19 protein-coding genes are annotated in these 26960 nt (G+C 57.1%); 17 read left to right on the top strand and 2 right to left on the bottom strand.

The annotated features are described in order from the left end of the window. Window positions 1-40: 40 nt before the first annotated feature. Window positions 41-4852, top strand: coding sequence for an NAD-glutamate dehydrogenase (locus ACQQZ8_RS09875; RefSeq protein WP_431709661.1), 4812 nt, complete (start codon window positions 41-43; stop codon window positions 4850-4852). 7 nt (window positions 4853-4859) lie between these two features. Then, entirely contained in the window at window positions 4860-6338 is a 1479-nt protein-coding gene (locus ACQQZ8_RS09870; RefSeq protein ID WP_431709660.1) for a sensor histidine kinase, read from the top strand. Window positions 6339-6407: 69 nt separating this feature from the next. On the opposite strand, the gene ACQQZ8_RS09865 is transcribed toward ACQQZ8_RS09870, so the two are convergent. Then, on the bottom strand, window positions 6408-8138 hold the full coding sequence (locus ACQQZ8_RS09865) for a LysM peptidoglycan-binding domain-containing protein (protein WP_431709659.1): 1731 nt from the start codon (window positions 8136-8138) through the stop codon (window positions 6408-6410). A gap of 202 nt (window positions 8139-8340) precedes the next feature. Between ACQQZ8_RS09865 and ACQQZ8_RS09860 the strand changes: the two genes are divergently transcribed. Next, a complete protein-coding gene (locus tag ACQQZ8_RS09860) occupies window positions 8341-8694 on the top strand; it encodes an Rv2175c family DNA-binding protein (protein WP_431709658.1) in 354 nt (117 codons plus the stop codon). 99 nt (window positions 8695-8793) lie between these two features. Here the strand turns inward: ACQQZ8_RS09860 and ACQQZ8_RS09855 are convergent, their stop codons facing one another. After that, window positions 8794-9900, bottom strand: a complete 1107-nt coding sequence (locus ACQQZ8_RS09855; RefSeq protein ID WP_431709657.1) for a polyprenyl synthetase family protein — start codon at window positions 9898-9900, stop codon at window positions 8794-8796. A gap of 145 nt (window positions 9901-10045) precedes the next feature. On the opposite strand from ACQQZ8_RS09855, the gene dinB reads away from it, so the two are divergent. The 14 genes from dinB to ACQQZ8_RS09785 all read left to right on the top strand — a co-directional run bounded on the left by dinB (window position 10046) and on the right by ACQQZ8_RS09785 (window position 26813). Continuing rightward, window positions 10046-11239, top strand: coding sequence for a DNA polymerase IV (gene dinB, locus ACQQZ8_RS09850; protein WP_431709656.1), 1194 nt, complete (start codon window positions 10046-10048; stop codon window positions 11237-11239). 167 nt (window positions 11240-11406) lie between these two features. Beyond that, complete coding sequence (locus tag ACQQZ8_RS09845) at window positions 11407-11793, top strand: DUF3040 domain-containing protein (RefSeq protein WP_431709655.1); 387 nt, start codon at window positions 11407-11409, stop codon at window positions 11791-11793. Window positions 11794-12214: 421 nt separating this feature from the next. Further along, entirely contained in the window at window positions 12215-12646 is a 432-nt protein-coding gene (mraZ, locus tag ACQQZ8_RS09840) for a division/cell wall cluster transcriptional repressor MraZ (protein WP_431709654.1), read from the top strand. A 163-nt stretch (window positions 12647-12809) separates the two neighbouring features. After that, a complete protein-coding gene (gene rsmH / locus ACQQZ8_RS09835; RefSeq protein WP_431709653.1) occupies window positions 12810-13802 on the top strand; it encodes a 16S rRNA (cytosine(1402)-N(4))-methyltransferase RsmH in 993 nt (330 codons plus the stop codon). Between the two features lies 1 nt (window position 13803). Beyond that, a complete protein-coding gene (locus ACQQZ8_RS09830; protein WP_431709652.1) occupies window positions 13804-14568 on the top strand; it encodes a hypothetical protein in 765 nt (254 codons plus the stop codon). A 74-nt stretch (window positions 14569-14642) separates the two neighbouring features. Further along, window positions 14643-16460, top strand: a complete 1818-nt coding sequence (locus tag ACQQZ8_RS09825) for a peptidoglycan D,D-transpeptidase FtsI family protein (protein WP_431709651.1) — start codon at window positions 14643-14645, stop codon at window positions 16458-16460. After that, the gene (locus ACQQZ8_RS09820; protein ID WP_431709650.1) at window positions 16454-18064 is read left to right on the top strand and encodes a UDP-N-acetylmuramoyl-L-alanyl-D-glutamate--2,6-diaminopimelate ligase; all 1611 of its coding nucleotides are present in this window, start codon (window positions 16454-16456) and stop codon (window positions 18062-18064) included. Before ACQQZ8_RS09825 ends, ACQQZ8_RS09820 begins: the two co-directional genes overlap by 7 nt. 28 nt (window positions 18065-18092) lie before the next feature. Further along, window positions 18093-19550 (top strand): UDP-N-acetylmuramoyl-tripeptide--D-alanyl-D-alanine ligase, encoded by a 1458-nt coding sequence (locus tag ACQQZ8_RS09815; RefSeq protein ID WP_431709649.1) that lies wholly within the window; start codon window positions 18093-18095, stop codon window positions 19548-19550. Further along, the gene (gene mraY, locus ACQQZ8_RS09810) at window positions 19547-20650 is read left to right on the top strand and encodes a phospho-N-acetylmuramoyl-pentapeptide-transferase (protein ID WP_431709648.1); all 1104 of its coding nucleotides are present in this window, start codon (window positions 19547-19549) and stop codon (window positions 20648-20650) included. Before ACQQZ8_RS09815 ends, mraY begins: the two co-directional genes overlap by 4 nt. Beyond that, window positions 20632-22164: a UDP-N-acetylmuramoyl-L-alanine--D-glutamate ligase gene (gene murD, locus ACQQZ8_RS09805; protein ID WP_431709647.1), complete on the top strand. Its 1533-nt coding sequence runs from the start codon at window positions 20632-20634 to the stop codon at window positions 22162-22164. Before mraY ends, murD begins: the two co-directional genes overlap by 19 nt. A 94-nt stretch (window positions 22165-22258) precedes the next feature. Then, a complete protein-coding gene (locus ACQQZ8_RS09800; RefSeq protein WP_431709646.1) occupies window positions 22259-23431 on the top strand; it encodes an FtsW/RodA/SpoVE family cell cycle protein in 1173 nt (390 codons plus the stop codon). A gap of 103 nt (window positions 23432-23534) precedes the next feature. Further along, window positions 23535-24662, top strand: coding sequence for an undecaprenyldiphospho-muramoylpentapeptide beta-N-acetylglucosaminyltransferase (gene murG, locus ACQQZ8_RS09795; RefSeq protein WP_431709645.1), 1128 nt, complete (start codon window positions 23535-23537; stop codon window positions 24660-24662). Then, complete coding sequence (gene murC, locus ACQQZ8_RS09790) at window positions 24662-26065, top strand: UDP-N-acetylmuramate--L-alanine ligase (protein ID WP_431709644.1); 1404 nt, start codon at window positions 24662-24664, stop codon at window positions 26063-26065. The genes murG and murC overlap by 1 nt, the downstream gene beginning before the upstream one ends. A 13-nt stretch (window positions 26066-26078) precedes the next feature. Beyond that, a complete protein-coding gene (locus ACQQZ8_RS09785; protein ID WP_431709643.1) occupies window positions 26079-26813 on the top strand; it encodes a cell division protein FtsQ/DivIB in 735 nt (244 codons plus the stop codon). Window positions 26814-26960: the final 147 nt, after the last annotated feature.

Below are 26960 nucleotides of genomic sequence, written 5' to 3'. Positions count from 1 at the left end.
CACTCTTGGAGGCGTTCAGTTGAACTCGTCGGAATCGGCCGTGTCAGCAGCATTTGTCAAGGCGACACTAACCAACGATCTGATCAGTGAGTACTATAAACAAATAGCCAGAGAGGACTTCGCTGCCTACCAGCCAGGAGAGCTGGAAGATCGCGTGGCCACCCATCTGGACGTTGGCTTTAGCCGTGAGGCCAAAGAAGCCAATGTTGTCCTGCAACCACAGGCAGGGCGCACCATTGTGTACATCGCCACCGACGACATGCCGTTCTTGGTTGATTCGGTTACCACCGAACTGGTGCGCCAGAAACTACCCATTCATTTGGTGGTGCACCCGACCTTCGTGGTCGCACGTGACAAGGAATCCGGTCAGATTCGTTCCCTCACGGCCACCAACGAGCATCACACTGCTAGCGGGGACACCGCAGCACTATCGGACTTAAGCGCACTAACAGTCCAAGATGCACATACCGTGGTGGAATCCTGGATTTCAATCGAACTGGATCAGGAAGTCAGTCAGGCCCGAGCCGCGCAAATCCGTGAAGGCCTGCTCACCATTTTGCGCGATGTGCGACTCGCGGTGCAGGATTGGCCGATCATGTTGGATCGCGCGAGCGAGATTGCCGAATCCCTGCCTAAGATCGTTGGAGCCGAAGAGCTGCCAGATTTGGATCAGGCCGTGGAGCTGCTCAATTGGATGGTGGACGGACGCTTCACCTTCCTGGGCTACCGCGACTATGAACTGGTGACCGAATACGGTGAGGACGTTCTGCGCGCCCGCCCCGACAGTGGGTTGGGCGTCATGCGTGACGTTGATGACCGTGGCGCACTGCACCTGACCAAGCGGGGCCGTGACACCGCACGTGATAAGCGGGCGCTGGTGATCACCAAGGCTAACGCACGTTCCACCGTGCATCGGGGTACCTACCTAGACTACGTGGGTGTGAAGAGCTTCGATGCCAATGGCAACGTGGACGGTGAACGTCGTTTCATCGGTCTATTCGCCTCCACCATGTACTCGGCGAGTGTCACCACCGTGCCGCTGGTGCGCGAAAAGGTCGACGCCGTGCTCAAGCAAGCTGGGTTCGCCCCGAATTCACACTCGGGCAAGGACATCGTCACGATCTTGGAATCCTACCCGCGTGACGAGCTTTTCCAGATTTCTGTTGAAGACCTGACACAGACGGCCTTTGGCATTCTTCGTCTTCAGGAACGTCGCCGTACCTCAGTATTCCTGCGCGCCGATGACTACGGTCGTTTCATGTCTGTCATGGTTTATCTGCCGCGTGACCGTTTCTCCACGCTAGTTCGTCAACGTATTGAAGACGTGCTGCAACGGGCCTTTAACCCCGATTCTATGGAACACGATGTGATGATGGGTGACTCCACCCTGGTTCGCTTGTTCTACCGAATTCGCTTGCAACGCCACGGCTTGGCACCGGTGATCGATCGAAAGGCGCTGGAAGCGGATATTGCTCGCGCCGTGCGTTCCTGGGGTGAAGCCGTAGGCGATGTGGCGCGCGATCAACTGGGTGCCGATCACGCACGGTCGCTGGCGAGCTCTTGGTCTGAAGCCTTCCCGGAATCGTACAAGGTGCAGTTCGAGGTTGAGGACGCACTGGCGGATATTGAGCGTTTTACCGAGCTGGATGATCCCACTCAAGCTGGTCCTTTGGTTTCCTTCTATGAACCGCTGGAGCAGAGTGAGGACAGTTTGGTCACGGCGCGGATGAAGATCTATGTCCGTAAGCCTTTGCTCTTGTCCCGGATCCTGCCAGTACTTCAAGACCTGGGTCTGGAAGTTGTTGACGAGCGTCCCTTCGAGCTCAATCCACGTGATGGAGAGCGACGCTACATCTATGATTTGGGTCTGAAGATCGATGACGAGATCGAATTCGATGTCGTCAAGGAGCAATTGGCTGAAACCTATGCGGCAGTGGCGCGCAATCAGGTGGAATCGGACAAGCTCAACGCTTTAGTTTTGCGTGAAGGACTGCACTGGAAAGAAGTGGCGATGTTGCGCGCCTACGCGCACTACCTGCTGCAGCTCGGTGTCCCAAACTCCACGGATTTCATTGCTAACACGCTGATTAGTAACGCTGCGGTGACTCATGGCATTGTCGCGCTCTTCCACGCCATCTTTGATCCGAAGCATTCCAGCGAAGCCTCGGAAGTTGCTCGACTTGAGGCACACGCGCGTATCACCAGTGCCTTAGAAGCGGTGCCGGCCCTTGACGCTGACACCTTGCTGCGGCGTTTTGTGAAGGTTATTGAGGCCACCAAACGCACCAACTACTACACCGACTCTGAAGCGCAGGGTTTCAAGCTTGCGCCCGCCGAAATCGACTTCGCCCCATTCCCTCGTCCGAAGCACGAATTTTGGGTGTACTCGCCACGCATCGAGGGCGTGCACTTCCGGTTTGGCGCGGTGGCACGTGGTGGGCTGCGTTGGTCGGACCGACGAGAGGATTTCCGCACCGAAGTCTTGGGACTGGTCAAAGCCCAGATGGTGAAGAATTCAGTGATTGTCCCGACCGGTGCGAAGGGCGGTTTCTACGCCAAACAGTTGCCTAATCCGGCCGTTGATCGTGGGGCGTGGGTAGAAGAGGGTAAAGCCTCCTACCGCATCTTCATCTCGACCATGTTGCAGCTAACCGACAATATTGTCACCGACGAGCAGGGGCAACGGGTCGTACCGCCAGTGGACGTGGTGCGTCGCGACGGAGATGACACCTACTTGGTAGTTGCCGCCGATAAGGGAACCGCAACATTCTCGGATACCGCGAATGAGATCTCCGCAGAGCGCGGCCACTGGTTGGGCGATGCCTTCGCGTCCGGCGGCTCGGTCGGCTACGACCACAAGGGCATGGGGATTACCGCACGCGGGGCCTGGGAATCGGTCAAGCGTCACTTCTTCGAGTTGGGAATCGACACGCAGAGTGAAGAGTTCACCGCCGTGGGCATTGGAGACATGTCCGGCGACGTCTTCGGTAACGGGCTGTTGCGGACGAAGACCGTGAAGCTGGTCGCTGCTTTCGATCACCGTGACATTTTCTTGGACCCTAATCCGGATCCTGCCGTGTCCTTTGCAGAACGCCAGCGGCTCTACGATCTACCGCGTTCCAGCTGGGCGGATTACAACCCTGAACTGATTTCTGCGGGCGGCGGAGTCTTCTCACGTTCCCTGAAGTCGGTACCGTTGAGCCCAGAAATTCAGCAGTTGCTGGGACTACCTGCCGAAACAACTTCGCTGAGCCCGAACGAACTGCTCAAGGCGATCCTGTCGGCCAAGGTAGATTTGCTCTACAACGGCGGGATTGGCACCTACATCAAGGCCAGCACCGAGGGACACTCGGAAGTGGGAGACCGAGCGAACGACCTGATCCGTATCGATGGCCGCGACGTTCAGGCCAAGGTGATCGGCGAAGGTGGCAACCTGGGAATGACCCAGCGTGGACGCATTGAAGCAGCCGCGGTCGGAGTAATTCTGAACACCGACGCCATCGACAACTCTGCCGGTGTGGATACTTCTGACCGCGAAGTTAACATCAAGATTTTCGTTGATCGTCAGGTGAAGGCCGGAGAAATTTCGCCGGATGAACGTGCCGAATTCTTGATCTCGATGACCGACAATGTGGCCGAGTTGGTGCTGCGCACCAACTTCGACCAGAATGTGCTGCTGCTCAATGAAAAGCACGCCGCACTGACGTGGACCCCGGCCTATGGACGTCTGATGGACTGGCTGGAAGAGCATGCCGACCTGAACCGTGAACTGGAGTTTCTACCGAGCAACTCTGAGCTGGAAACGCGGCGGTCTTCCGGTGGCACTATGACCACTCCGGAACTGGCCGTGCTGACCGCTTATGCCAAGATTCAGCTCGCCCAGGCCCTCTCCGGCACCGAGTTGATCAAGGACGACTACTTCCGTAGTACGCTCAAGCGCTACTTCCCAAGCAAGTTAGTCGAACGTTTCGGGGATGAATTGGATTCGCACCCGCTGCGCGATGAAATCGTTGCCACGGTGGTCGCTAACGAGATGGTGAACATTGGCGGTATCACCTACTTGTTCCGTGCCATGGAGGAATCCAGTGCCAGCGAGGAACAGATCGCTAAGGTCTTCTGTGTGCTTCGCGAAATCTATGAGTTCGATTCGTGGTTCCAGCAGATCAATGCGCAGCCAGCTGGCCGCAGCATCGAATACTGGAGCCGGCAGCACCACGATATGCGCCGTCTGCTGGACCGTGCCACGCGGTGGATGCTGAATCATGCGGATCTGAGCCAGAGCCTGGACGACTTGGTCTCCCGGTTCGCAACGAAGGTTCACGAACTGCGCGCACAGCTGCCTGAGCTACTGCGTGGAGTGGATGCGGCACGCTTTAGCACCTGGCGTCAGGATGCCATGGAACACGGTTTGTCCAACGAACAGGCTACCCACTGGGCCTCTCAGTTCGAGTCCTACCCGCTGTTGGACATCGCCGACTTCATCTTCCGCACTAATGCGGATACTGAAAAGGTGGCCACCACCTACTTCCAGCTATTCGCTCGCTTTGAGATCGACGCCCTGCTCAATCGGATCACCGCGCTTCCACGTACCGACCGCTGGAAGGCCTTAGCCCGTGCGGCATTGCGCGACGATCTCTATGCGACAGTGGTCGATATGACCGATGATGTGCTCGATGTGGCCGGTGACCTGCCGGATGCCGGTGCGCGTGTTGCAGCGTGGGAAGAGGAAACCGCGGCTAACCTTGATCGTGCGAAGAAGATGTTCCACGAAGTGAACAGCTTGGAACGCGATGACATGTCCTCGCTTTCGGTAGCCCTTCGCCTGCTGCGTTCGATCGTCCGAAGGAAGTAAATAGCCCATGGCCCTCATCACCGAGCAACTGCGACAACAATCCCGGCTCGGGCCCGGTGATGAGGACTGGCTCCACCTACTGGTGGGGGACTGGCAACTCGTCGCGGATCTGGCATTCGCAGACCTCGTGCTGTGGTTCCCCACCGGGGATGGATCATATGTGGCGTTGGCGCATGTGCGCCCTTCCACTGCGCACACGGCATTCCATACCGATTTCGTCGGTGAACGGATCCGCAAGGACTTGAGAATCATGGTGGACCGCGCCTGGGACACCGGGCAACTCCAACGCTCCGTGGAACAACCCTTTGATTTGGTCGGTCAAAGCACGGTGCAGGCTGTCCCGCTGGTGCGTCAAGGACGTAAGGTCGCGGTCATTACCACGCACTTCGATCTGGCTTCCAGCCGGACTGCATCAAACCTCGAGCTGGTGTATCGGCAAAGTGCCGAAGATCTGTTGCTTATGGGCACCCGGGGGCTCTGGCCGGATTTTGCGAGTCCCACCGGCTCACGACGCGGTGCCCCGCGCGTGGGTGACGGGTTCATTCGCTTGAACGCCGGTGGTGTGGTCGAATACGCCAGCCCGAACGCGGTTTCTGCCTTCCGTCGCCTCGGCGCCGCGGAAGTACTTCAGGGACAATCCTTATCTGATGTCACCATGGCGCTGGTCAGTGACCGTCGGGTGATTGATGAAACCTTACCGCTGGTGTTGCAAGGCAAAATGCCATGGCGGACCGAAATCGAATACATGGGCGTAAACATTTCCCTGCGCGCAATTCCGTTACGAGATGAGAAACAGCGCTGGGGAGCGCTCGTGCTTTGCCGTGACGTGACCGAGCTTCGTCGGCGCGAAAAGGAACTGGTAACCAAGGATGCGACCATCCGTGAAATTCACCACCGAGTGAAGAACAACCTGCAAACCGTGGCGGCGCTGTTGCGCATGCAGTCACGACGCATGAATTCGGCCGAAGGTAAACAGGGGCTGGAGCAAGCGATGCGGCGGGTCGCAACCATCGCATCGGTTCACGAATTCCTCTCCAAGGGGCTGAACGAGACGGTGAAATTCGATGATTTGATGGATCGACAGTTCCGTCTGATCGTGGAAATCGCCTCGCCGGGCCAGCGAGTTGAAACGGTGCGAGAAGGCCAATTTGGGATGCTGCCAGCCGAACTAGCCACTCCTTTGTCGTTGGTGATCAACGAACTAGCAACTAATGCAGTGGAACACGGGCTGGCCGGTCGCGACGGACGGGTACAGCTCGTTGCTCAGCGTTTCGCCAAGAATCGGCAAGACTGGCTCCGGGTAAGCATCAGCGACGATGGCCATGGCATGCCGACGGAGGCAGTGAACGAAGGACTGGGATTGCAGATCGTGCGAACCCTCGTCACCAGCGAACTGCGCGGAGAAATCCTTTGGACACAAGTCAATGGGCAGGGAACTGAAGTGGTGATTGAAATGCCACTGGAACTGCGTAAATCAGCTCTCTGAGAGCCGAAACAACGCACAAGGTGAGGGACAGTATCTGTCCCTCACCTTGTGCGTTGAAGTTTCTTAACTCTAACGGTAGAGCTTCATATGAGCCTTGACGCTAGCTACATAGGTCTTGGTATCGGAGTACATGCCGTACTTCCGTACACCACCCAAGCCTTGGTAGTAGGCGGCGATGGCCTGATCCAGGTTCGCAGCATTATCAATGTTGTACTTAATCGTTGCGATACCTGCGACGACATTGTCTTTCGGATCGAGCAAGTTAAGCTTGCGTCCAACTCGAGTCGACATCCACTCGCCGGTGCTAGGAATGACCTGCATCGTTCCAATTGCGTTGGCGGGGGAGACCGCACGCTGATTGAAACCAGACTCCTGATGGGCATGTGCCAGAGCCAGCGCGGGATCCACTCCCATGCTCTGTGCGGTGCTACGGATCAGCGCCTGCATTTCACCCTTGCTTGGCACCGAAATGGAATCCAAGTAATCCTTGTTCTCATTGGCGTTGCGAACCGTTGCATCGGGGTAGGTGCGTCCCAAGAACGTGTTGCCGATCTTCTGATCGGACTGTGGCTGTGACTTCTGCGTCGAGTTCGGCGCAATTGAGGAACCACTGATGCTGAGTTTGGTATTGATCTGCAGTGGGGTGTGCACACTGATCTGTGGGTTCAGGTCCAAGAGACGGCTTAGGGAAATGCCATGTGCCGCGGCAATGCCCCCAAGGGTATCGCCGGCTTTGACGGTGTAGCTACCGGAGCTACTTTCCTGCTTCGGTTTGGCCTCGCTCTTCGGTGCCGCCTGCCCGGACAGCTTGAGCTTGTTTCCCGGGTAGATCAGTGACTTGCCGTTGAGGTTATTCAGGCTCATGAGAGTGCTCAGCGACATTCCATGACGTGCCGCAATCGCGCCCAAGGTGTCACCGGACTTGACGGTGTAGCTCGTGAGCTCGCCCGAACCCCGAGTGTTCTGCGAGGTCTGTGGCTTGCTCTCGGCCTGCGCGTTGCTGCCGCCGAAGTTCAGGGTTTGGCCGACGATGATGCGGTCTGCTGAGGGGTTGCCAGCGGCTTTGCGGACCTCGTTGAGCGAGACGCCGAGGCGCATGGCGATGTGGCCCATGGTGTCGCCAGCGCGCACGGTGTAGCTGGAGTGCGTGCCCGATCCCTTTGTATTAGTGGAGGTCTGGGGCTTGCTCTCGGCCTGCGCGTTGCTGCCGCCGAAGTTCAGGGTTTGGCCGACGATGATGCGGTCTGCTGAGGGGTTGCCAGCGGCTTTGCGGACCTCGTTGAGCGAGACGCCCAGGCGCATGGCGATGTGGCCCATGGTGTCGCCAGCGCGCACGGTGTAGCTGGAGTGCGTGCCTGACCCCTTGGCGTTCTGGGAAACCTTCGTAGTAGTTTTCGCAGAGCTTGATCCACTAGGAACCTTCAGCTTCTGACCAACTCGAATCAGGTCACCACTGAGATCATTGATCTTCTTTAGTTCTGCAACTGTCGTGTCGTGTTCACGAGCAATGCTCCACAAGGACGCACCGGAGGTAACTTCAATTTCCTGCAGTTGTTGCTGCGCCGGGAAACCCAGAGTTGGGATGCGTGAGGCAAGCAGATTGGCCTTGATATGTTCTTCGGCAATCTTCACCGACTCAACAGAAACGCCCTTTGGAACTAATAAAGAGGTGCTTGGTAGTTCAACGGGTGCGGCCTGAGCCGGTGCGGCTGCGAGGCTTCCGAGTACCACCGCAGGGATAGCGGCGCTAGCTGCGGCACCCAGCGCACTCTTAGTGACGCGATTCGAAACTTGGGGCATTAGATCTTCCTCGTTTTGAAGGCTGCAATGAAGCGTTCTCGGCCAATCCCATGCGGGGGTCGTTACTCATGAGGACCGTGTTGCAAATGTTATCAAAGTGATACATGAAAATTTACACTACTAGGGTGACGCAATGAAACTACTGTGGCGAGCTTTGACGAAAATTCTTTTGACGTTCAGAAACTTGTGGGAACCTTGAAGTGTGAAAGAGATTGAAAACCTAGTAAGCGAATGGCTTACCCTGCCTGATCTAGCCGAAGCGCTGGAAGTGGATATTCGCGAAGTCCACCGATTGATCGATGACCGTAAGATTGTTGCCCTGCGTGTGGGGGAACGTCAGATTCGTTCGGTTCCAGCGCAGTTCGTTATGAATGGCCAAGTCGTCGACAGTCTTAAAGGAACCTTGAGCGTGTTGAAGGATGCCGGATATAGCGATGAGGAATCCTTAGCGTGGCTGTTTACTGCCGATGAGTCATTGCCAGGAACCCCCATGCAAGCACTTCGTGAGGGACGGAAGACTGAAATTAGACGGAGAGCCCAAGCCCTAGCTTGGTAACTAAATAGCCTGGTGACCAATTTCTTGGACACCAGGCTATTTTTCCTTATTCCATATTTGGGAATCGACGCGCTGGGCGCGGTCTATATCAAAAAGTAATTATTTGTTTCGTTTGGTCACAGCATCGCTCAGGAACGACATGCCCGCTAAAGCGAGTTCGTTCGCCGGAATTTTCTCTAGCGCGGCCAACGCATCAGAAGTCAACTCAGCGATATTGGACTCGGTTTTGGCCAAAGCCCCGCAGCGTTCCAGGATTGCGCTGATCTTCTTGACTTCGTTAGGGGTCAGATCCGGTGCCCCTAAGCGGGCAGAAATCAGCTGCTTTGAGGCATCATCTGCTAGCAGCATGGCATGGGCAATCAATTCGGTGCGTTTACCTTCACGCAAATCATCACCCGAAGGCTTGCCGGTAATCGAGGGATCGCCGAAAACACCCAGCACATCGTCGCGCAACTGGAACGCTTCACCAAGCGGTAACGCGAAGGCTCGATAAGAGCTCAGCAACTCCTCATCGGCACCTGCCAACGCGCCGCCGAGCAGAAACGGATTCTCGGTAGAGTATTTCGCTGATTTGTATCGCACAATGTTTCGGGCACGACGCACAGCCTCCTCCGGGTCGTAGGACGACCCAGCGGATTCTTCCAAAATATCCAAATACTGGCCGGCCATCACTTGCGTACGCATCTGGTTGAAAATCGTGCGTGCGCTGGCTCCCGCCGATTCGACGGAGGCAAAAACTTCCTCACTCAATGACAGGCACAGATCCCCGGCAAGGATTGCGCTGGCCCCGCCATAGTGCTGCGCGTCCCCGTCAAGCTTTAGCTCACGATGCTGAGCTTCGAAACGCTTGTGGACACTAGGTTTACCACGACGGGTGTCGGATCGATCGATCAGGTCATCGTGAATCAGTGCGGCTGCTTGGAAGAGTTCAAGTGCCACACCCACCTTGACGATGTCCTCATTTTCTGGCTGACCGCCGGCACCTATGAAACCCCAAAATGCGAAAGCCGGCCGAAGTTTCTTCCCGCCGCCGGTGAGGTCTTTGATGGCGTCCACGAGTGCAACTGCGCTACTGGCAATTTGACCGACTTCCGCACTCTTTGCGGCAAGGAAAACCTCGAGGTTATCAGCCACCCGTTGGGAATACGACGTGGTGAGCTCCTCAGCCTGAGGGGTAAGGTCAACAATGGATTCAGGCAGCGACATTCGTTTCCAATTCTCGGAGGAAGAAGTGTGGGGCGACGTTCTCCACTCTACAGTGAATCGGATACATCACCGATGTGGGGGTTCTGGTGCGTCGCACTAATGCGAATAACCGTGAGCGTCGGTGACGCTCAGTAGACTGAGCAGTATGAACGAGAAGCCTGAGCGGGCCATACTGCACGTCGATATGGATGCGTTTTTCGTCTCGGTCGAGCTCCTGTCACGTCCCGAGTTAGTGGGAGAGCAAGTCATCGTCGGCTTCGCCTCCGGACGCAGCGTTGTGCTGTCGGCGTCCTATAGTTGCCGGGCCCTCGGAGTCCGATCGGCAATGCCAATGTCCCAAGCTCAAGCTCTGGCGCCGCACGCAAAGATAATCGAACCGAACCACGCGCAGTATTCGCAGGTTTCTCAGCGCATTATGGGCTATTTTTCGACCATCACCCCACTCGTTGAACAACTGAGTATCGACGAGGCATTCTTAGATGTCACCGGCAGTCTTAGACGCTTGGGCGGCCCGGTCGCTATTGCCGAGTCGATTAAGCAGCACCTGGCCCAAGAACTGGGGTTACCAGCAAGCGTCGGAGTCGCAAAGAACAAGTTTGTGGCCAAGCTGGCTTCGGAACACGCTAAACCCAACGGTTTAGTTGTGGTACCTCCGGCACGCACCGTGGAATTCATCCATCAACTACCGATTGGTGCCTTGTGGGGTGTTGGGCAACGCACATTAGAACAACTCGATCGGGCAGGGATACAGACAGTTTCTGATCTAGCGGCGCATTCTGAATCATCGATCGTGCAACGCTTTGGTGAACATGGCAAGAATCTCTACCGATTAGCGCACGGAATCGATGAGCGGCCGGTTAATCCGGTGCGTGAAGAGAAATCGATCTCTGCCGAGCACACCTTCGCGACCGATCTGTGGGATACCCAAAGTTTGGAAAATGAACTCGTTGAACTCAGCCACCGGGTAGCCGCACGGCTACGTCGGGGCAGGAAGTTAGCTGAGACCGTAGCCATCAAGATTAAATATGCGGATTTCACGACTACAAACCGTTCGAAGACTTTGAGCGCACCAAGTGACTCACCCTCACTGATCAGCAACGGGATTATTGAACTATTCCGCAAACTCCAGCCTTTGGACCAGGCAGTAAGGCTCGTTGGTGTTCGGGTGGAGAAATTAGCTCAGGCAAACGTGGGCCTACAGATGACCCTTGACCCTAAAGACGAAAAGACTCGGGAGGCTGAGAAGATCGCAGATTCGATTGCTTTACGCTTCCCGACCGGTCGTCTCACCCCGGCCAGACTGGTTAAACCACACAAACCTGATGACTCGTCGGAATAGTTGCTGAAGGTTTCAACAGAATCCGGGATCAACTAGCAGGCGAGTGGTGAAAAAGACTATCCTTAGAGATACGTAGACGAAGTAGCTGGAACAAAATCCTAGGTCTATTCGTTATATGTGTTGACGGAGGAAGAAACCGTCAGGGAAATGATTGGGAGGAGAGGACGATGCCGCTATCCGAGCATGAGCAACGTCTGCTGGAGCAGCTGGAAAAGCAGTTGCATGAAGATCGTCGCTTCGCTTCCAACATGAAGGCGTCTGGAAACGCTGGCAAACTTTCAACCCGTCATATTGCGTTGGGTGCGCTGGTCTTCATCATCGGTTTAGCTGCGCTGATTTTTGGTATTTCGCAGCACCTGATCATTGTCGGAGTCATTGGCTTCATCGTGATGTTTGGTGGGGTGGCGCTTGCGCTGAAGAAGTCGTCAACAGGGAAGATTGGCGGTTCTCCTAGTTTTGGACGGACGAAGAGTCCTTCGGGCGGGAATTCCCAGTTCATGTCTGGCCTGGAAGAAAAATGGAATCAGCGTAAACGTGATCAGGACGGGCGCTGACGCCTGCTAAGTGAGCGAAGGCACGATCCAATTGGATCGTGCCTTTTTTATGCCCAAAAATTATTCTCCAGACTGATACGCAGTGGATTCACGGCAAGCTCTAAGAAAGCCCCATTCACAACACTGCACTCACGGATCTTTGCCCCACCCCAGACCCCCACTTTCCTCCACGCGCGTGATCCGTGGCCTGAATAACCCCTAAATCAGCAGATTTCTGCTTCATAGGCATCCTCGATTTGGAATGGGCGGACAAAACCCTCCACCGAGCACCCCCTGTAAGAACCCTGATAATTCCGGGTTCTTTTCTCCATTTAAGGATGAAACCGCCTCTAATCGCGTTGACAGTGGAGGGGTGTGGAGTAAAGTGGAGCGTAGTAGAGGGAGATGGCAGAATCACCACTTCTCGTGAAAGGCGGGGTACGTGTTCTTAGGGACGTATACACCACGCCTTGATGACAAGGGGAGGCTGATTCTACCTGCCAAATACCGTGAAGAGCTGTCCTATGGGCTGGTGCTGACTCGTGGGCAGGAACGGTGCATCTATGTCTTTAGCCAGCGGGAATTTGAGAAGCAACATGAGCAACTCGCGCAAGCTTCGCTTTCTTCTCGCCGGGCACGAGACTATGCACGTGTGTTCCTGTCCGGTGCCTCAGATGAAGTGCCAGACAAGCAAGGGCGGGTCACAATCCCAGCGATGCTACGTAGCTACGCCGCACTAGACCGTGAGGTCACAGTGATCGGTGCAGGTAACCGCATTGAAATTTGGGATAGCACGGCATGGCAGGAATACCTGCAGCAGCAAGAAGATGCCTTCTCCGATACTGACGAGGAAGAAATACCTGGTCTTAGCTAAAGCCTAATCAGCTTGGCAGAGCACCAAGGCTGGGATGAGATCTCCAGCCACCTTAAAGCAGCACGGGTCTGACTTCACTTCCCCGGAGTCAGAACCGATGCACCAGCTTTGGGTTGGAGGGGGATCTGATCTCAGTACAACGACACGGCGACAAGGGGGCACAATGCCAGCGAACGACGAACCACGGCCAACAGCAGAACGGCACATTCCAGTCCTGCTGGATCGCTGCATTAATTTGTTGGCCCCAGGCATCGAGCGGGCTCATGCCGAAAATCGTCGGGCGGTTGTCGTTGACTGCACCCTAGGAATGGGCGGTCACTCTGAAGCCATCTTGCAGCGTTATGAAAACCTGCACTTGATTGGGTTGGATCGTGACGAGCAGGCCCTGGCTTTGGCCGGTGAACGGTTAGCCGCTTTCTCTGAACGAACCGACTTGGTTCATGCTGTTTACGATGAAATCGCCGATGTGGTCGAAGACTTGGGATTCGCTGGTGTAGACGGAGTACTCTTCGACTTAGGAGTCTCCTCTTTACAGTTGGACGAACGCGATCGGGGCTTTGCGTACTCCTATGACGCGCCCTTGGATATGCGGATGGACACTTCCGTTGGACCGACCGCAGAGGATTTGGTCAACGATCTTGAACGCGAAGAGCTGCAACGGATTATTCGCCAGTGGGGCGAAGAAAAATTTGCTGGCCGGATCTCGTATGCCATCGTCGAAGCGCGCGCGAAGCAACGCATCCGCACAACTTCGGAGCTTGTCGAGGTCATTCGTTCGGTCATCCCCGCTGCGGCAGCGCGAAACTCCGGTCACCCTGCCAAACGCACCTTCCAGGCTTTGCGGATCGCTGTTAACGAAGAGCTTGACGTACTAGAACGCGCGATTCCGGCTTCCATGCGGGTGCTCAACACGGGTGGACGAGTAGTAGTGATGAGTTACCACTCGCTGGAAGACAAAATCACGAAGAAGTTCTTTGTCAAGGAATCCACCTCATCGGCCCCTCCGGGGTTCCCTGTCGAGCTGGAGGAACATAAGGCTGTGTTCAAGGTCCTCACGAAAGGGACCGAGAAACCGACCGACGAAGAAATTGCGGAAAACTCTCGTGCTGCATCGGCTCGCCTGCGGGCCGTGGAGCGTATTTTCAAGAGGAGCTAGCATGAGCCAACGCGCACCACGCCGTCTGCCCAAGACCGCCGCTTACAACTCGCAGCAGCTGGTTTCCGGGGCTACCGCCGCCGCGGTTCAACCGGAACCGGTGGCCGCTAGCGAGGTGCCCTTCGTCGACTCTAAACGGCGGATGACGCTCTCCCTCGTTCCACATTCCTCATCGCAGCGCCGCCGGCCACTGATCGTGATGATCGCTGTGTTGGTGGTTCTGGCATTCGCAGTGATTGTTTCACTGGTGCTGCTCAATACCTCGGTGGCTCAGCGGCAATATGAAATGGTGAGCCTGCGTAACCAGGAGCGCGTGCTCTCCCAAGAGAACCAGACGTTGCTTAAAGAAGCTCAGTCCTTAGCCGCACCGCAGACCTTAGCTAAGCGTGCCAAGGAGCTAGGTCTAGTGGCACCGGCCGCTCCGGGACTGGTTGATTTGCAAACAGACACCATCACGCAGTCGGCAGAGCCAGCAACGAAACTCGAAGGCGATCGCGCCAACTATGCGAGCCTTCCGCTTCCGGGTGAAAGCATTCGTTCCAAAGCAAGTAACGATGCCGAGAGTGCCAAGGTTGCCGAAGCTAACCAGAAGAAGGCGGCCGAGGCAAAGAAGCAGGAAGCCGAGCAGAAGGTTGCCGAAAGCCAGAAGCCGAAGGCCGAAACCAAGGAACGTGAAGTTGCTTCGGATGGACGGCCGGTCTTTGACAGTGAAGAGCTGAACGGCGGCACGATCCCGGCACCATCGGTCAAATCCCCGACAAACTAATGAACCCTTTCTAAGCTAGAAGGTGGCGGCACCACACGCTGTCGAACTATAAGTTGAGGGGAAAGAGCAGGATTATGAACTCAACGACCGTTGACACAGCGAAACGACGCATGCGACTCATCTTGATTCTGTCGCTGGCAGCACTATTGGCCATCGCCGGCCGACTGTTTTATGTCCAAGGTATCAACGCGGCCCAAGTCGCTGACGCTGCGCAACAGGACCGGCTACGGGAACAGGTGATCACCCCGGCACGTGGCTCAATCGTGGACCGCAATGGCACCATCCTGGCCGTGAGTGTGGATCGCTATGATCTGGTCATCGACCAACGCGAACAAAAAGACACCTTCGGACGTCTCAAGCTGGATGGCTCCAACGAGCGGGAAAGGGTGAGCTACGAGCAGGCTGCCGAAGAGATCGCCACTATTCTCGAACAGGATTATGAGCAGGTCTATCAAGCCATCCGTCCCGCCTCCGGACAAAAGCCCAAGGGCTATGTGATCGTTGCCAAGGGGGTAACCCCCGAGATTAAGACCGAGGTCATGGAAGTAGGTGTGCCTCGCCTGGTCTCTCAGCTGCGCAGTGAACGGCAGTACCCGCAAGGTGTAATTGCTGGCCCGTTGCTTGGTTTCGTGCGTAACTCCGAAGACCAAACCTCCGTGGTGGGTGCCGAAGGCCTGGAACTGAGTCAGGAAGATCGGCTCCGCGGCACCGACGGCAGCCGCAAGATCGAGGTAGGCGCCGACGGGGTCCGTATCGCTGTGGCCGATGTCGAAGAGATTCCGGCAATCAACGGCCAAGACGTGCAGTTGACCATCGATTCCGACATCAACTTCGTCGCCCAACGCGAGGCGGAAAAAACCCGTGCGCGCTACAACGCCGAATGGGTATCGGTGGTCGTGATGGGTGTGAAGAACGGCAAAATTTACGCCATCGGTGACTCGGCACAAATGGACCCGAACGATCCGGGGGCCACCCCGAGCGAATTCCGCCGCTCCGTGTCCATTACCCGCGCCTTCGAGCCTGGTTCTACCGGCAAGGCGGCAATTTTCGCCGCCGCAATTGACGCGGGTAAGGTCAAACCCACCGATGAGTTCAAAGTTCCGAATAAGTACACCGTAAACAAGGAGACGATTAACGACTCTTTGCCCCACGCCACCTACGATATGACGGTCTCCGGAATCTTTGCTCGGTCCTATAACACCGGAACGGTGATGGTGGGCAATACGCTCTCCAGCCAACAACGCTATGACTACATGCGCAAATTCGGATTGGGCGAAGCTATTCAGGTTGGCCTGAACGGTGCCAGTAAAGGGCAGCTGGCTGACCCTAGCGGCTGGGACCGACGCCAGCACTTCACCACCATGTTCGGTCAGGCGTATTCGCAGACGGTACTGCACACCGCTTCAATTTTCCAGACGCTCGCCAACGGGGGAGTTCGCATTGACCCGAGCCTGATCGAGGCATACATCAATGAAGATGGTAGTGTCGAGCAGCCCGCCGCGCCAGAGGAAACTCGGGTTGTGAAGAAAGCAACAGCCGACGAGATGCTAAAACTCATGGAATCGGTAGTTCAGGACGGTACCGGCACTAAAATGAAAATACCGGGGTATCGGGTTGGCGGGAAGACCGGCACCGGCCAGGCCGCCGGTGAGACCGGAGCGTATGACGGGTACACTTATTCCTTTGCCGGAGTAGCACCGCTGGATGATCCTGAGTTCGTCGTGGTTGCCACGATGTTCCGGCCACAGGGGGACTGGAAGCAGTTTACGGTAGCCGAAACCTTCACCGAGGTAATGAGCCACACGTTGAATACCTTCAACATCCCACCGTCCTCCACGGAACCCGACACCTACAACGTCTTCATCGGTAAGGAACAGAAGAAACCTTGGTAAAGCAGCAGCAGGAAACTCCGCGTGAGCTCGAACGGTACCTGCGCCCCCACAATGCGGCGTCGGTTGATTGGCGCAGGCTCTGCGCCAGCATTGACGCGAAAATCCTGAATCCCCAGGCCAAGGACGTGGAACTGAGCGGTGTGAGCCTGAATCCCCAGACCGTTCAACCCGGCGACGTTTTCTTAGCGATCTCCGGGGCAAAGCGCCACGGTGCACAATTCGTGGATGATGCCCTGGCTCACGGTGCCCGCGCGGTGATAACCGATGAGCGTGGCGCCCAACTGATCGGCGAGCAAAACCATGTTCCGGTTGCCGTGGTGCCCGAAGTACGTGCGATCGCCGCCGACGTCGCGGCAAGAATCTACGGCACCGATCGGCATACCCCGCAGCTCTTCGCAGTGACCGGCACCAACGGCAAAACCACCACAACCTTTATGATTCGCGCGCTGCTCGACGCCTTGGAGCGGACCACCGGAATCATTGGCACGATCGAAATGTCCGTGCGCGGCGAGCGAATCCCAAGCGTGCTGACTACCCCCGAAGCCACTCAGCTGCACGGCGTGCTGGCTCGGATGAACGAACTGGACGTGCAGTCGGTGGCCATGGAGGTCTCCAGCCACTCATTGAGCTATGGGCGCGTGGCTGGGCTGAAATTTGCGGTCACCGGTTACACCAACCTGACCCAAGACCATCTGGATCTGCACGGTTCGATGGAGGAGTATTACGCGACCAAGGCACGACTCTTCGAACCCGAGCGTGCCGAGCGTGCCGTGGTGATGATCGATGATCACTACGGGCAAAAGCTGGCTGCTGAAGCGCGTATTCCGGTACAGACACTCAGTCTTGACTCGCAGAATCCCGCGGCATACTTCACAGTGAACTCTGTGCATCCCAGCGGATTAGGCCATGCCTTCACCCTAACCGGGGCACAAGGTGAATCCTTGCAGGTCCGCACCGGACTGCCAGGGTTATTCAACGTCGCCAATGCGGCCTTGGCGCTGAGTATGGTGCTGACTAGCGGGGTCGCAGTAGAGCAGGTTCAGCAGGCGCTGGATCAGTATGACCCATTCTCCGTCGCGGTTCCCGGACGCATGCAGGTTATCGGTGAAACCCCGGTAGCGGTGGTTGATTTCGCCCATAATTCCGATGCCCTAGTCAAGGCGCTTGAGTCCTTACCGGTGCAGGCTAACGGACGGCGGATCATAGTTTTCGGTGCCACCGGTGAGCGCGACACCAGCAAACGCCCCGTAATGGGAGCGGTGGCCGCGCAACATGCCGATGTGGTGATTGTGACCGATGACGATCCGCACGATGAAGCTCCCGGTCCGATCCGGGAGCAGGTAGCCGCCGGAGCGCAGCAGGTTATCGAGACCCATGGGCTGAATGTGCAACTCTATAACGTCGCGCCACGCGATCGAGCCGTGGAATTCGCTGTGAGTTTGGCCAACGTCAATGACGCAATCCTGGTAGCCGGGCGCGGACATGAAGTTTACCAAGAAGTCGCAGGAATCGACGTGTCACTCGATGACCGTGAGGAGTTGGCCAGAGCCTTGGTCAAACACGGATTCACGCCCATTTCAGCATTCCCACAATCCATCGAGTAATTCGCCTGAGTGTAAAGTCCTAAGTGCCATGATTGAACTGTCCATCCAAGAGATCCTTGATATCACCGGGGGCCAAGCGACCGCTACGGTCCAGCCCGCCACGGTGATTTCCGCCGTCACCACCGACTCACGTGAAGTCAGCGTCGGCGCACTGTTCGTTGCCAAGCCCGGAGAATTCTCCGACGGCCATGCTTATATCGATTCCGCGTTGCAAGCCGGTGCCGTCGCAGCACTGGCCGAGCGGGAAACCTTTGACGCCTCGCGCACCGTGCACCCGGCGGTCATCGTTGCCGACGCGGTGCAAGCCATGGGGCAGTTAGCTGCCCATATTGTGCAATTGCTGAAATCACGCAACGATGCAGTGGTCGTGGGGATTACCGGCTCGGCCGGAAAAACCACCACCAAGGATCTGCTGGCCACCTTGTTAGCGCAAGACGCGCCCACCGTGGCCCCCATCGGCTCCTACAACGGGGAAGTGGGTGTACCGCTCACGGTCTTTACCGCCACGGAAGACACCAAATACCTGGTGATTGAGATGGGGGCTACCGGGATCGGGCACCTGAGCTACCTGACCGATATGGTCAAGCCACAACTTGGGGTGGTGCTTTGCGTAGGTAGCGCACACGCCGGAGAATTCGGAGGCGTGGATAACATCGAGCGCGCCAAGGGTGAACTGGTCGAGGCGCTGCCAGCGACCGGCACCGCACTGCTGAACCATGATGATGCCCGGGTGGCGCGGATGTCCTCCCGGACGGCGGCGAACCTTGGCTACTTCGGTGCCGCTGGAACCGCCCCCGAATCAGCGGCGGTGTGGGCCAGCGACGTCACCACAGATGCCCGCGGACAGGTCAACTTGACGCTTAACTTCCCCGATGGGGCAAAACACCGGATTACCAGCGGTCTGCTGGGGCGGCACCACGCCACCAATATTGTGGCCGCAGCCAGCGCCGCCCACGCGCTGGGCTTGGCTCCGGAACTGATTGCCTCCACCCTGAACAACCTTGGTGCCGGCAGCCGCTGGCGCATGGAACGTACTGAACGCGCCGATGGTGTCACGATCATCAACGATGCTTACAACGCCAACCCGGATTCAATGCGCGCAGCCCTGGTCACCCTAGCCGAACTTGGACTGCCCGACGAGCAGGGCCATGCCCGCCGTACCTGGGCGGTGCTCGGCGCAATGCTGGAACTGGGACCGGACTCGGTACTCGAACACGACATGCTCGGCCGACTGGCAGTTCGCATGAATATCAAGAAGTTGCTGGTGATTGGCGCCGAAGCCAAACCAGCTTACAACTCAGCGGTCCTCGAAGGCAGCTGGGGAGATGAAGCACATTACGTTCCTGATGTGGAGGAAGCCAAACGGTTCTTAACCGAACAACTTCGTCCGGGAGATATTGTGCTGTTCAAGTCATCGAATGGTGCCGGACTGCGTTTCCTTGGAGATGACATCGCTGCACTAGCAGAGGAAGGTCGCGGAGCGTGATCGCATTAATTTTAGGGGCCGGAATAGCCCTAGTGCTGACGATGGTATCGATGCCGCTATATATCCGACTGCTCACCAAAAAGCAGTACGGGCAGGTGGTGCGCGACGATGGGCCGAACTCGCACTCGGTCAAGTCCGGTACCCCCACTATGGGTGGTGTGGTGATTATCTTGTCGGTATTCATCAGCTACTTCCTGACCCACGCGATCCTGGCGGCCTTGGGCCGCACCAGCGCTGGCATTACCGCCAGCGGCCTGCTGGTCCTGCTGCTGTTCGGCGGCATGGGTCTGGTCGGTTTCCTAGATGACTTCATCAAGATCGCCAAACGTCGCTCGCTAGGTCTGCGTGCTTGGCAAAAAATTGTCCTGCAAGCCATCGTGGGGATCAGCTTCTCGGTGCTCGCCCTGCAGTTTCCCAACGATCGAGGGCTGACCCCGGCGTCCACCGCGATTTCATTCCTCCGCGACACCGAAATTGACCTCGCTTTCGCTGGCCCGATGCTAGGGCTGGTTCTATTTGTGATCTGGTCCAACTTCATCGTCACCGCCACCACTAACGGCGTGAACCTCACCGACGGCTTGGATGGTCTAGCCACCGGCGCCTCAATCATGGTCTTTGGTGCCTACACCCTGATGGGGATCTGGCAGCAAAACCAGGCGTGCTCGCTGATGGGTGCTGGAGAGGTTTGCTACACCGTACGCGACCCACAGGATTTGGCACTCTTTGGTGCCACCATCTCCGGTGCCCTAGTCGCCTTCCTGTGGTGGAATGCTAAACCGGCAAAGATTTTTATGGGCGACACCGGTTCGCTGGCCATTGGTGGCGCAGTGGCCGCGATGGCGATCCTTTCCCGCACCCAGCTGTTGCTGGTCATCATCGCGGGTCTGTTTGTGCTGATCGCACTGTCGGTGATCATCCAGGTGGGGTACTTCAAACTCTCCGGAGGCAAACGCGTGTTCAAGATGGCACCGTTGCAGCACCACTTTGAGCTCTCGGGCTGGTCCGAAGAGAATGTGGTGGTTCGTTTCTGGATTCTGGCCGGGCTCTTTGTCGCTGCCGGACTGGGACTTTTCTACTCTGAATGGGTTGTCGCACTGTGAGCGTAGTACTAGATGAACTAACCAGCTGGGACGCTGACTGGAAAAACTTACGGGTACTAGTCACCGGACTCGGGGTCACCGGTTTCTCTGCGGCGGACACGTTGATCGAACTCGGCGCCAAGGTGACCGTGATTGATTCCAAAGATGATGAGCTCAATCGCCAGCGTGCCGACACACTGAAAATTGTTGGTGCCCATCAGGTATTGCTGGGTGAAGAACACGTTAGTTCCTTGCCGCTCATTGACGGGCAGCAACCCCAACTGGTGATTACTTCGCCGGGGTGGAACCCCCGCCACCCGGTGCTGGCCCAAGCCGCCGAAGCGGATATCGCTATCTGGGGTGACGTGGAATTAGCTTGGCGGGTGCAAAACCGTGCCGGGCGGAAAGTCCCGCAATGGTTGGTGATCACCGGAACCAACGGAAAAACCACGACCGTGGGGATGACGGAATCGATTCTGCTCGCCGCGGGACTCAAAGCCGTTGCTGTGGGCAATGTTGGTACCCCAATTCTGGACGCGGTACGCGATCCGGAAGGCTATGACGTTTTAGCCGTGGAGCTTTCCAGTTTCCAACTGCACTACACGCACAGCATTTCGCCGCTGGCCTCGGTGGTACTAAACCTTGCCGAGGATCATGTGGACTGGCACGGCGGATTCGATGGTTACCGGGAAGCCAAGGCGCGGATCTACGAACGCACCCAAGTCGCAGCCATCTTCAACAATCAGGCACCGGAAACCATCAAGATGGTGCAGGACGCCGATGTAATCGAGGGCTGCCGCGCTATTGGTTTCACCACCGACACTCCGGGGATGTCAATGATCGGCATCGTCGAGGGGCTCATTGTGGATCGGGCCTTTATCGAAGATCGTCGCAACACCGCTGCTGAACTAGTTGCGTTGGACGAGATCGGGCAAATCGTTCCCCGCCATACCGCCGCCAATGCCGCCGCAGCCGCGGCTCTTACCCGTGCCTACGGGGTGCCGACCGAGGCAGTGGCTAAGGGCTTGGCAGGTTTCGACGCGGGCGCGCACCGGATTCAGGCTGTCGCTCGGCGTGATGAAATCCTCTGGATTAATGATTCAAAGGCTACAAACCCCCACGCGGCCGACGCGTCACTGAGTTCGTTTACCAAGGTTCTCTGGATCGCCGGTGGTGTGTCCAAGGGCGTAGATTACGCCGAACTCATCCGAAAACATGCCCAGCGCTTGCAACAGGTGTTGCTGATCGGTACCGACAATAGCAGCTTGCTCCAGGCTCTAGCCGAATACGCGCCGCAGGTGCCGGTACACGATATCACCCGGGAGGCGACCAACGCCGACGGTACGGCGCCGAACGGGTCTCGGGTGATGACCCAGGCTGTGCGTCAGGCGGCGGAACTTGCACAGGCCGGGGACACCGTGTTGATGGCACCGGCCGCAGCCTCCATGGACCAATTCACTTCCTACGCCCAGCGTGGCACCGCATTCATCAGCGCAGTCAGTGATCTGATGGATGAAATCGCACAAGCCGACTAAACATTTTTCACCGCCGGGGGGAGGCACGGGGATGGTCAAAGACAAGGGACAACCGCGTAACACGTCCGCACCCAAGCCCCCGTGGCTGAAACGGATGTTTACCAGCATTGAAGCCGGAAGCCGCACCAGCGCCTCGATCGACCATACTTTGGTATTGATTTGCACCATCGTGTTGGCCGTCTTTGGAGTGCTGATGGTGCAATCCTCGGCCTCGGTTGAAGCGATCGCTAGCGGCCGTGACGGTTTCACAGTGGCCTTAAGCCAAGCCGCGTTCGCCGGCTTAGGTATCGCCGCAATGTTGGTGATGCAGCTGTTCAAACCCACCCAATTGCGCCGTCTTGCCACCTTTGCGGTGGTCTTGGCAGCGGTTTTGCTTTCCCTTGTGGCTTTCACTCCGCTGGGCGAAAGCCGGCTGGGTAACCGGAACTGGATCTTCATCGGTGGATTCAGTATGCAGCCCAGTGAATTCGCTAAACTCGCTCTTTCCGTATACTGCGCGGCAATCTTTGAGAAGAAGCAAGCGTTGCTCCGCGACTGGAAGCATGTCATAGTGCCAGCGGCTGTGCCCGTAGGCATAGGCCTGCTAGGGCTGGTGCTGTACGGCCGTGACGTGGGAACCGGCTTGGTGCTGATTCTGATTTTGGCAACCGCACTCTTCTTGGCCGGGTTGCGGATGAAATACCTGTTGCTGACCGGTCTGGGCGGATTGGTGGGCGTCGGAGCACTGGTGATGTTCTCCGATAACCGTCGGGCACGCGTGCTGGCTTGGTTAGGAATTGACTGCGGGCCACAAGATACTTACTGCTATCAGGCAGATATGGGCCTGCAAGCCTTCGCCTCCGGTGGTTGGATCGGGGTGGGCCCAGGTCAGTCACGGATGAAATGGTCTTATGTCCCCGAGGCACAAAACGACTTCATCTTCTCCATTCTGGGTGAAGAGTTCGGTTTTATCGGCGTGCTGCTGGTACTGATCCTCTTTACGCTACTGACCTTGGCGATGTATCGCATCGCAATGCGTGCCACCGATCTGTACACCAAAATCCTGATGGCCTGCCTGATGAGCTGGGTAATCGGCCAGTCTTTCATTAACCTCGGCACGGTCAGCGGGCTGCTACCGGTGATCGGTGTGCCATTGCCCTTCATTTCCTCCGGTGGTTCGGCCATGCTTGCCGTCACGCTGGCCATGGGGTTTGTGCTGTCAAGCGCCCGGGATCAGAAACGCGCCGAGACTAAGGGACTGCTAACCGGCCCAGACACGGCACAATAGAAGGTACGCCGCGTAAACTCAAAGACCCCGTGCCGGAAAAGGCACACCGCCGCCGTCGGGCGGCTTGAGAATAATTTTGAGCATAAGGAGTCAGCTGAGCATTATGAGTGAGCCCATCCGTTTGGTCGTCGCCGGGGGAGGAACCGCCGGTCACATCTCACCGATGCTAGCCATTGCTGACGCGATCCGTGAGCAGCGCCCCCAGTCGCAAATTCTCGCGCTGGGAACCGCCCAGGGTTTAGAAACTAAACTCGTGCCCGACGCAGGGTACCGGCTGGAACTAATTCCCAAGGTTCCGATGCCACGGAGCATCTCCAAGGATTTGTTGACCTTCCCCTTCAATTTTATCAAGGCCGTGCGGCAGACCACCCGCATTCTTCGTCAAGATGGCGCACAAGGTTTGATTGGGGTTGGCGGATATGTGTGTACCCCGGCTTATATTGCAGCCAAACGCATGGGTCTACCGATCTTCGTTCATGAGGCGAACTCGGTGGCCGGACTGGCAAATAAAATCGGTGCGAAGCACGCGAAGGTCGTAGCCACGACGTTCGCGCAGACTGGTCTGCCCAATGAGCAGCAGATCGGGATGCCGATGCGCTCGCATGTGGCGCGCATGGATCGCACCGCGCTACGTGCCGAAGCCCGCGAATACTTTGGGTTGAGTGATGACAAGCCGGTCTTGCTGGTCACCGGTGGTTCTTCCGGGGCACTGAGTCTAAACCGGGCTATTGAAGGTGCGCTGTCTGAACTTGCTGCCGCTGGCATCCATACCGTGCACATCACCGGTCGGGGCAAACAAGTGATGACACAGGACGGAGAACCACTGCAGAGCGCCGGGTACACTCAACTCGAGTATGTGGACCGGATGGATTACGCCTATGCCGCCGCAGATCTCATGATCTGTCGGTCCGGCGCCGGAACTGTCTGCGAACTAGCGGTGGCCCAGGTACCTTCGGTGCTTGTTCCGTTGCCAATAGGTAATGGCGAGCAGAAACTCAACGCCCGGGAACTCGTTGCCGCTGGTGGCGCACTTCTGGTCGATGATCAAGACTTCACCCCCGAATACCTGACCGGAACCGTTCTGCCCCTGCTGGGGGATAAGGATCGATTGGAACAAATGTCCCGAGCCGCGGGAACCCAAGGCCGAGCAAACGCCGCCGAAGTGATGGCGCGACAGGTCATCGAGTATTTTGACACCGTTGATTCGGTAACTGGCAAGGAAGGCAAGTAATGTCGCAGCAACTGCACCAGAAGCTCAGCGAACTGGGCAAAGTCCACCTGATGGGCATTGGCGGGGTCGGAGTTTCCGCCGTAGCTCGCCTCTTGCTCGACCACGGATTGAGTGTTTCGGGTACCGATGCCAAGGACCTGCCAGTACTTGAAGAGCTGCGGGCCCGCGGAGCTAGGATTCATGTGGGTTATGCCGCCGAGAATCTAGGCGATGCCGATACCGTCATCATTTCCTCAATTATCAAGCCCGGGAATCCGGAATATGATGCCGCGACAGAACGTGGATTGCAGATTCTGCACCGTTCGGAGGGCTTGGCTGCTGCCATGGAAGGCCACCACGCGGTGACCGTGGCCGGAACCCATGGAAAGACTACTACGACCGCGCTGACCGCACACATGCTGCGCAGTGTTGGGGCAAGCCCGAGCTTTGCGGTAGGCGCGAATATTGCCAGCCTCGGGGTGAATGCCGAGCTGGGAGAAGGTGCGGTCTTTGTTGCTGAGGCCGATGAATCTGATGGGTCGTTCCTGAATTACCGCCCGAACGTCATCATTGTGACCAACGTCGAGGCCGATCATCTGGATCATTACGGCACCGCCGACGCGGTTCATCAGGCGTTCGTCGATTTTGCCCGGCTCCTGCCTGAAGATGGGCTGCTGATCTGCTGCGCGGATGATCCCGGTGCGGCGGACTTAGCTCGACAGATGCGTCGCGAGCGCCCCGAGCTACGTGTACAAACCTACGGGTTTTCCGATGCGGCTGATCGCCGTCTGAGCGATGCCCGCCCCGAGGGTGAACGCTTTGTTGCTACCGTCGAGTGGGGCAGCGGCGAAAGCCGTGAAATGAACTTGGGGATCCCGGGGGAGCACAATCTGCTCAACGCCACCGCTGCCTTAGCTGTCGGTTTGCATGTGGGGTTGGACGCTGACGCGGCGCTCGAAGCGCTAGCCAGTTTCACCGGAGCTGCACGTCGTTTTGAACTCAAGGGTGAAGTGGCCCAAATTCGAGTCTTTGATGACTACGCGCACCATCCCACTGAAGTTCACGCAGCCTTACGTGCCGGACGCGCGGTCGCCGATACCGGCGAACTACACGTGATTTTCCAGCCACACCTTTTCAGTCGGACCCGGGAATTCTACCGACAATTCGCCGAAGCGCTCTCGCTGGCCGACACCGTTGCGATACTAGATATTTACCCCGCCCGAGAAGAACCAATTCAGGGGGTCACCAGCGCCCTGATTTCGGACCGGGTGGCGGTTTCCAGTGCCGTGCTCAACACCGAGCAGGCCATTGCTCGGGTGGTGGAATCCGCAGCTCCCGGTGATGTCATTATGACCATCGGTGCCGGTGATGTGACTTATCTTGGTCCGCAGATCGTCGAAGCGCTGGAAACCCATCAGCGCTGAGAGAGGAACGACCTTGGGCGAAACTGCAAAAGTCTTACCCCTACCGGAAAGCCCGGAGAAGAAGCGACGCAAGTTGATCCTGTGGATCACCGGTGGGGTCGTTCTACTGAGCTTAGCCGCGGTACTGATTCTTAGCTTTACCCCAGTCTTAGCGGCCAAGCATGTTCAAGTGACCGGCGCGAGTTTGGTGAGCGAGTCGGCGCTTACCGAACGGCTGGCCGTCTTGGAAGGTACTCCGTTGCCGCGCATTTCTGAGGCGATGGTCAACGAGCTAGTGGGTGATGAGCCAGCCATCGATGAACTCGTGGTGCGGGCACAAATGCCCGACACTCTGGTCATAGAGATTATCGAGGCTGAGCCGGTGGCGATTCTGGTAGTTGGAGAGAGCCGCCACCTGGTCGCTTCCGATGGGCGCAAGCTCAAGGAAATTTCCCCGGATGATGAGTTTGCCTTGCCTGCGGTCAACGCCTCGGAAGAAACCGAAGACGCCGAGTCTTTTCAACTGCTTACCGCGATCCTCAGCTCGATTGACCCCGAAGTGATCGCTCAGTCCTCGGCGGCTAAACTCAGCCAAGCCCAATTTGTGGAATTGGCCCTACCCAAAGACCGGACGCTGGTCTGGGGCGATGCAGGAAAAGCGGAGCTAAAGAACCAAGTGGCCAAGATTTTCTTGGAAGAGTTGGAAACTTCCGAGAATCCGCCCAAGGTGATCGATATCTCTAATCCAGAGAATCCCGTGACGTATTAACTTTTGCGTCGTGGGTGTGGGAGCCGCATCTTGCGCGATAAGTCTGGAAAGATGGAACGTAGTAGAGGCGACACGCCCCCGGGTGGTCGTTGAACAAAACCAGTTCGACTCATAGCGTTCTTATAGCGATAGCTTGACAGAAGCTCA

The sequence above is a fragment of the Glutamicibacter uratoxydans genome (assembly GCF_050753455.1).
Lineage (GTDB): Bacteria > Actinomycetota > Actinomycetes > Actinomycetales > Micrococcaceae > Glutamicibacter > Glutamicibacter uratoxydans_A.
The sequence above is the reverse complement of the archived record's forward strand: the minus strand, read 5'-3'. Positions and strand labels throughout refer to the sequence as shown.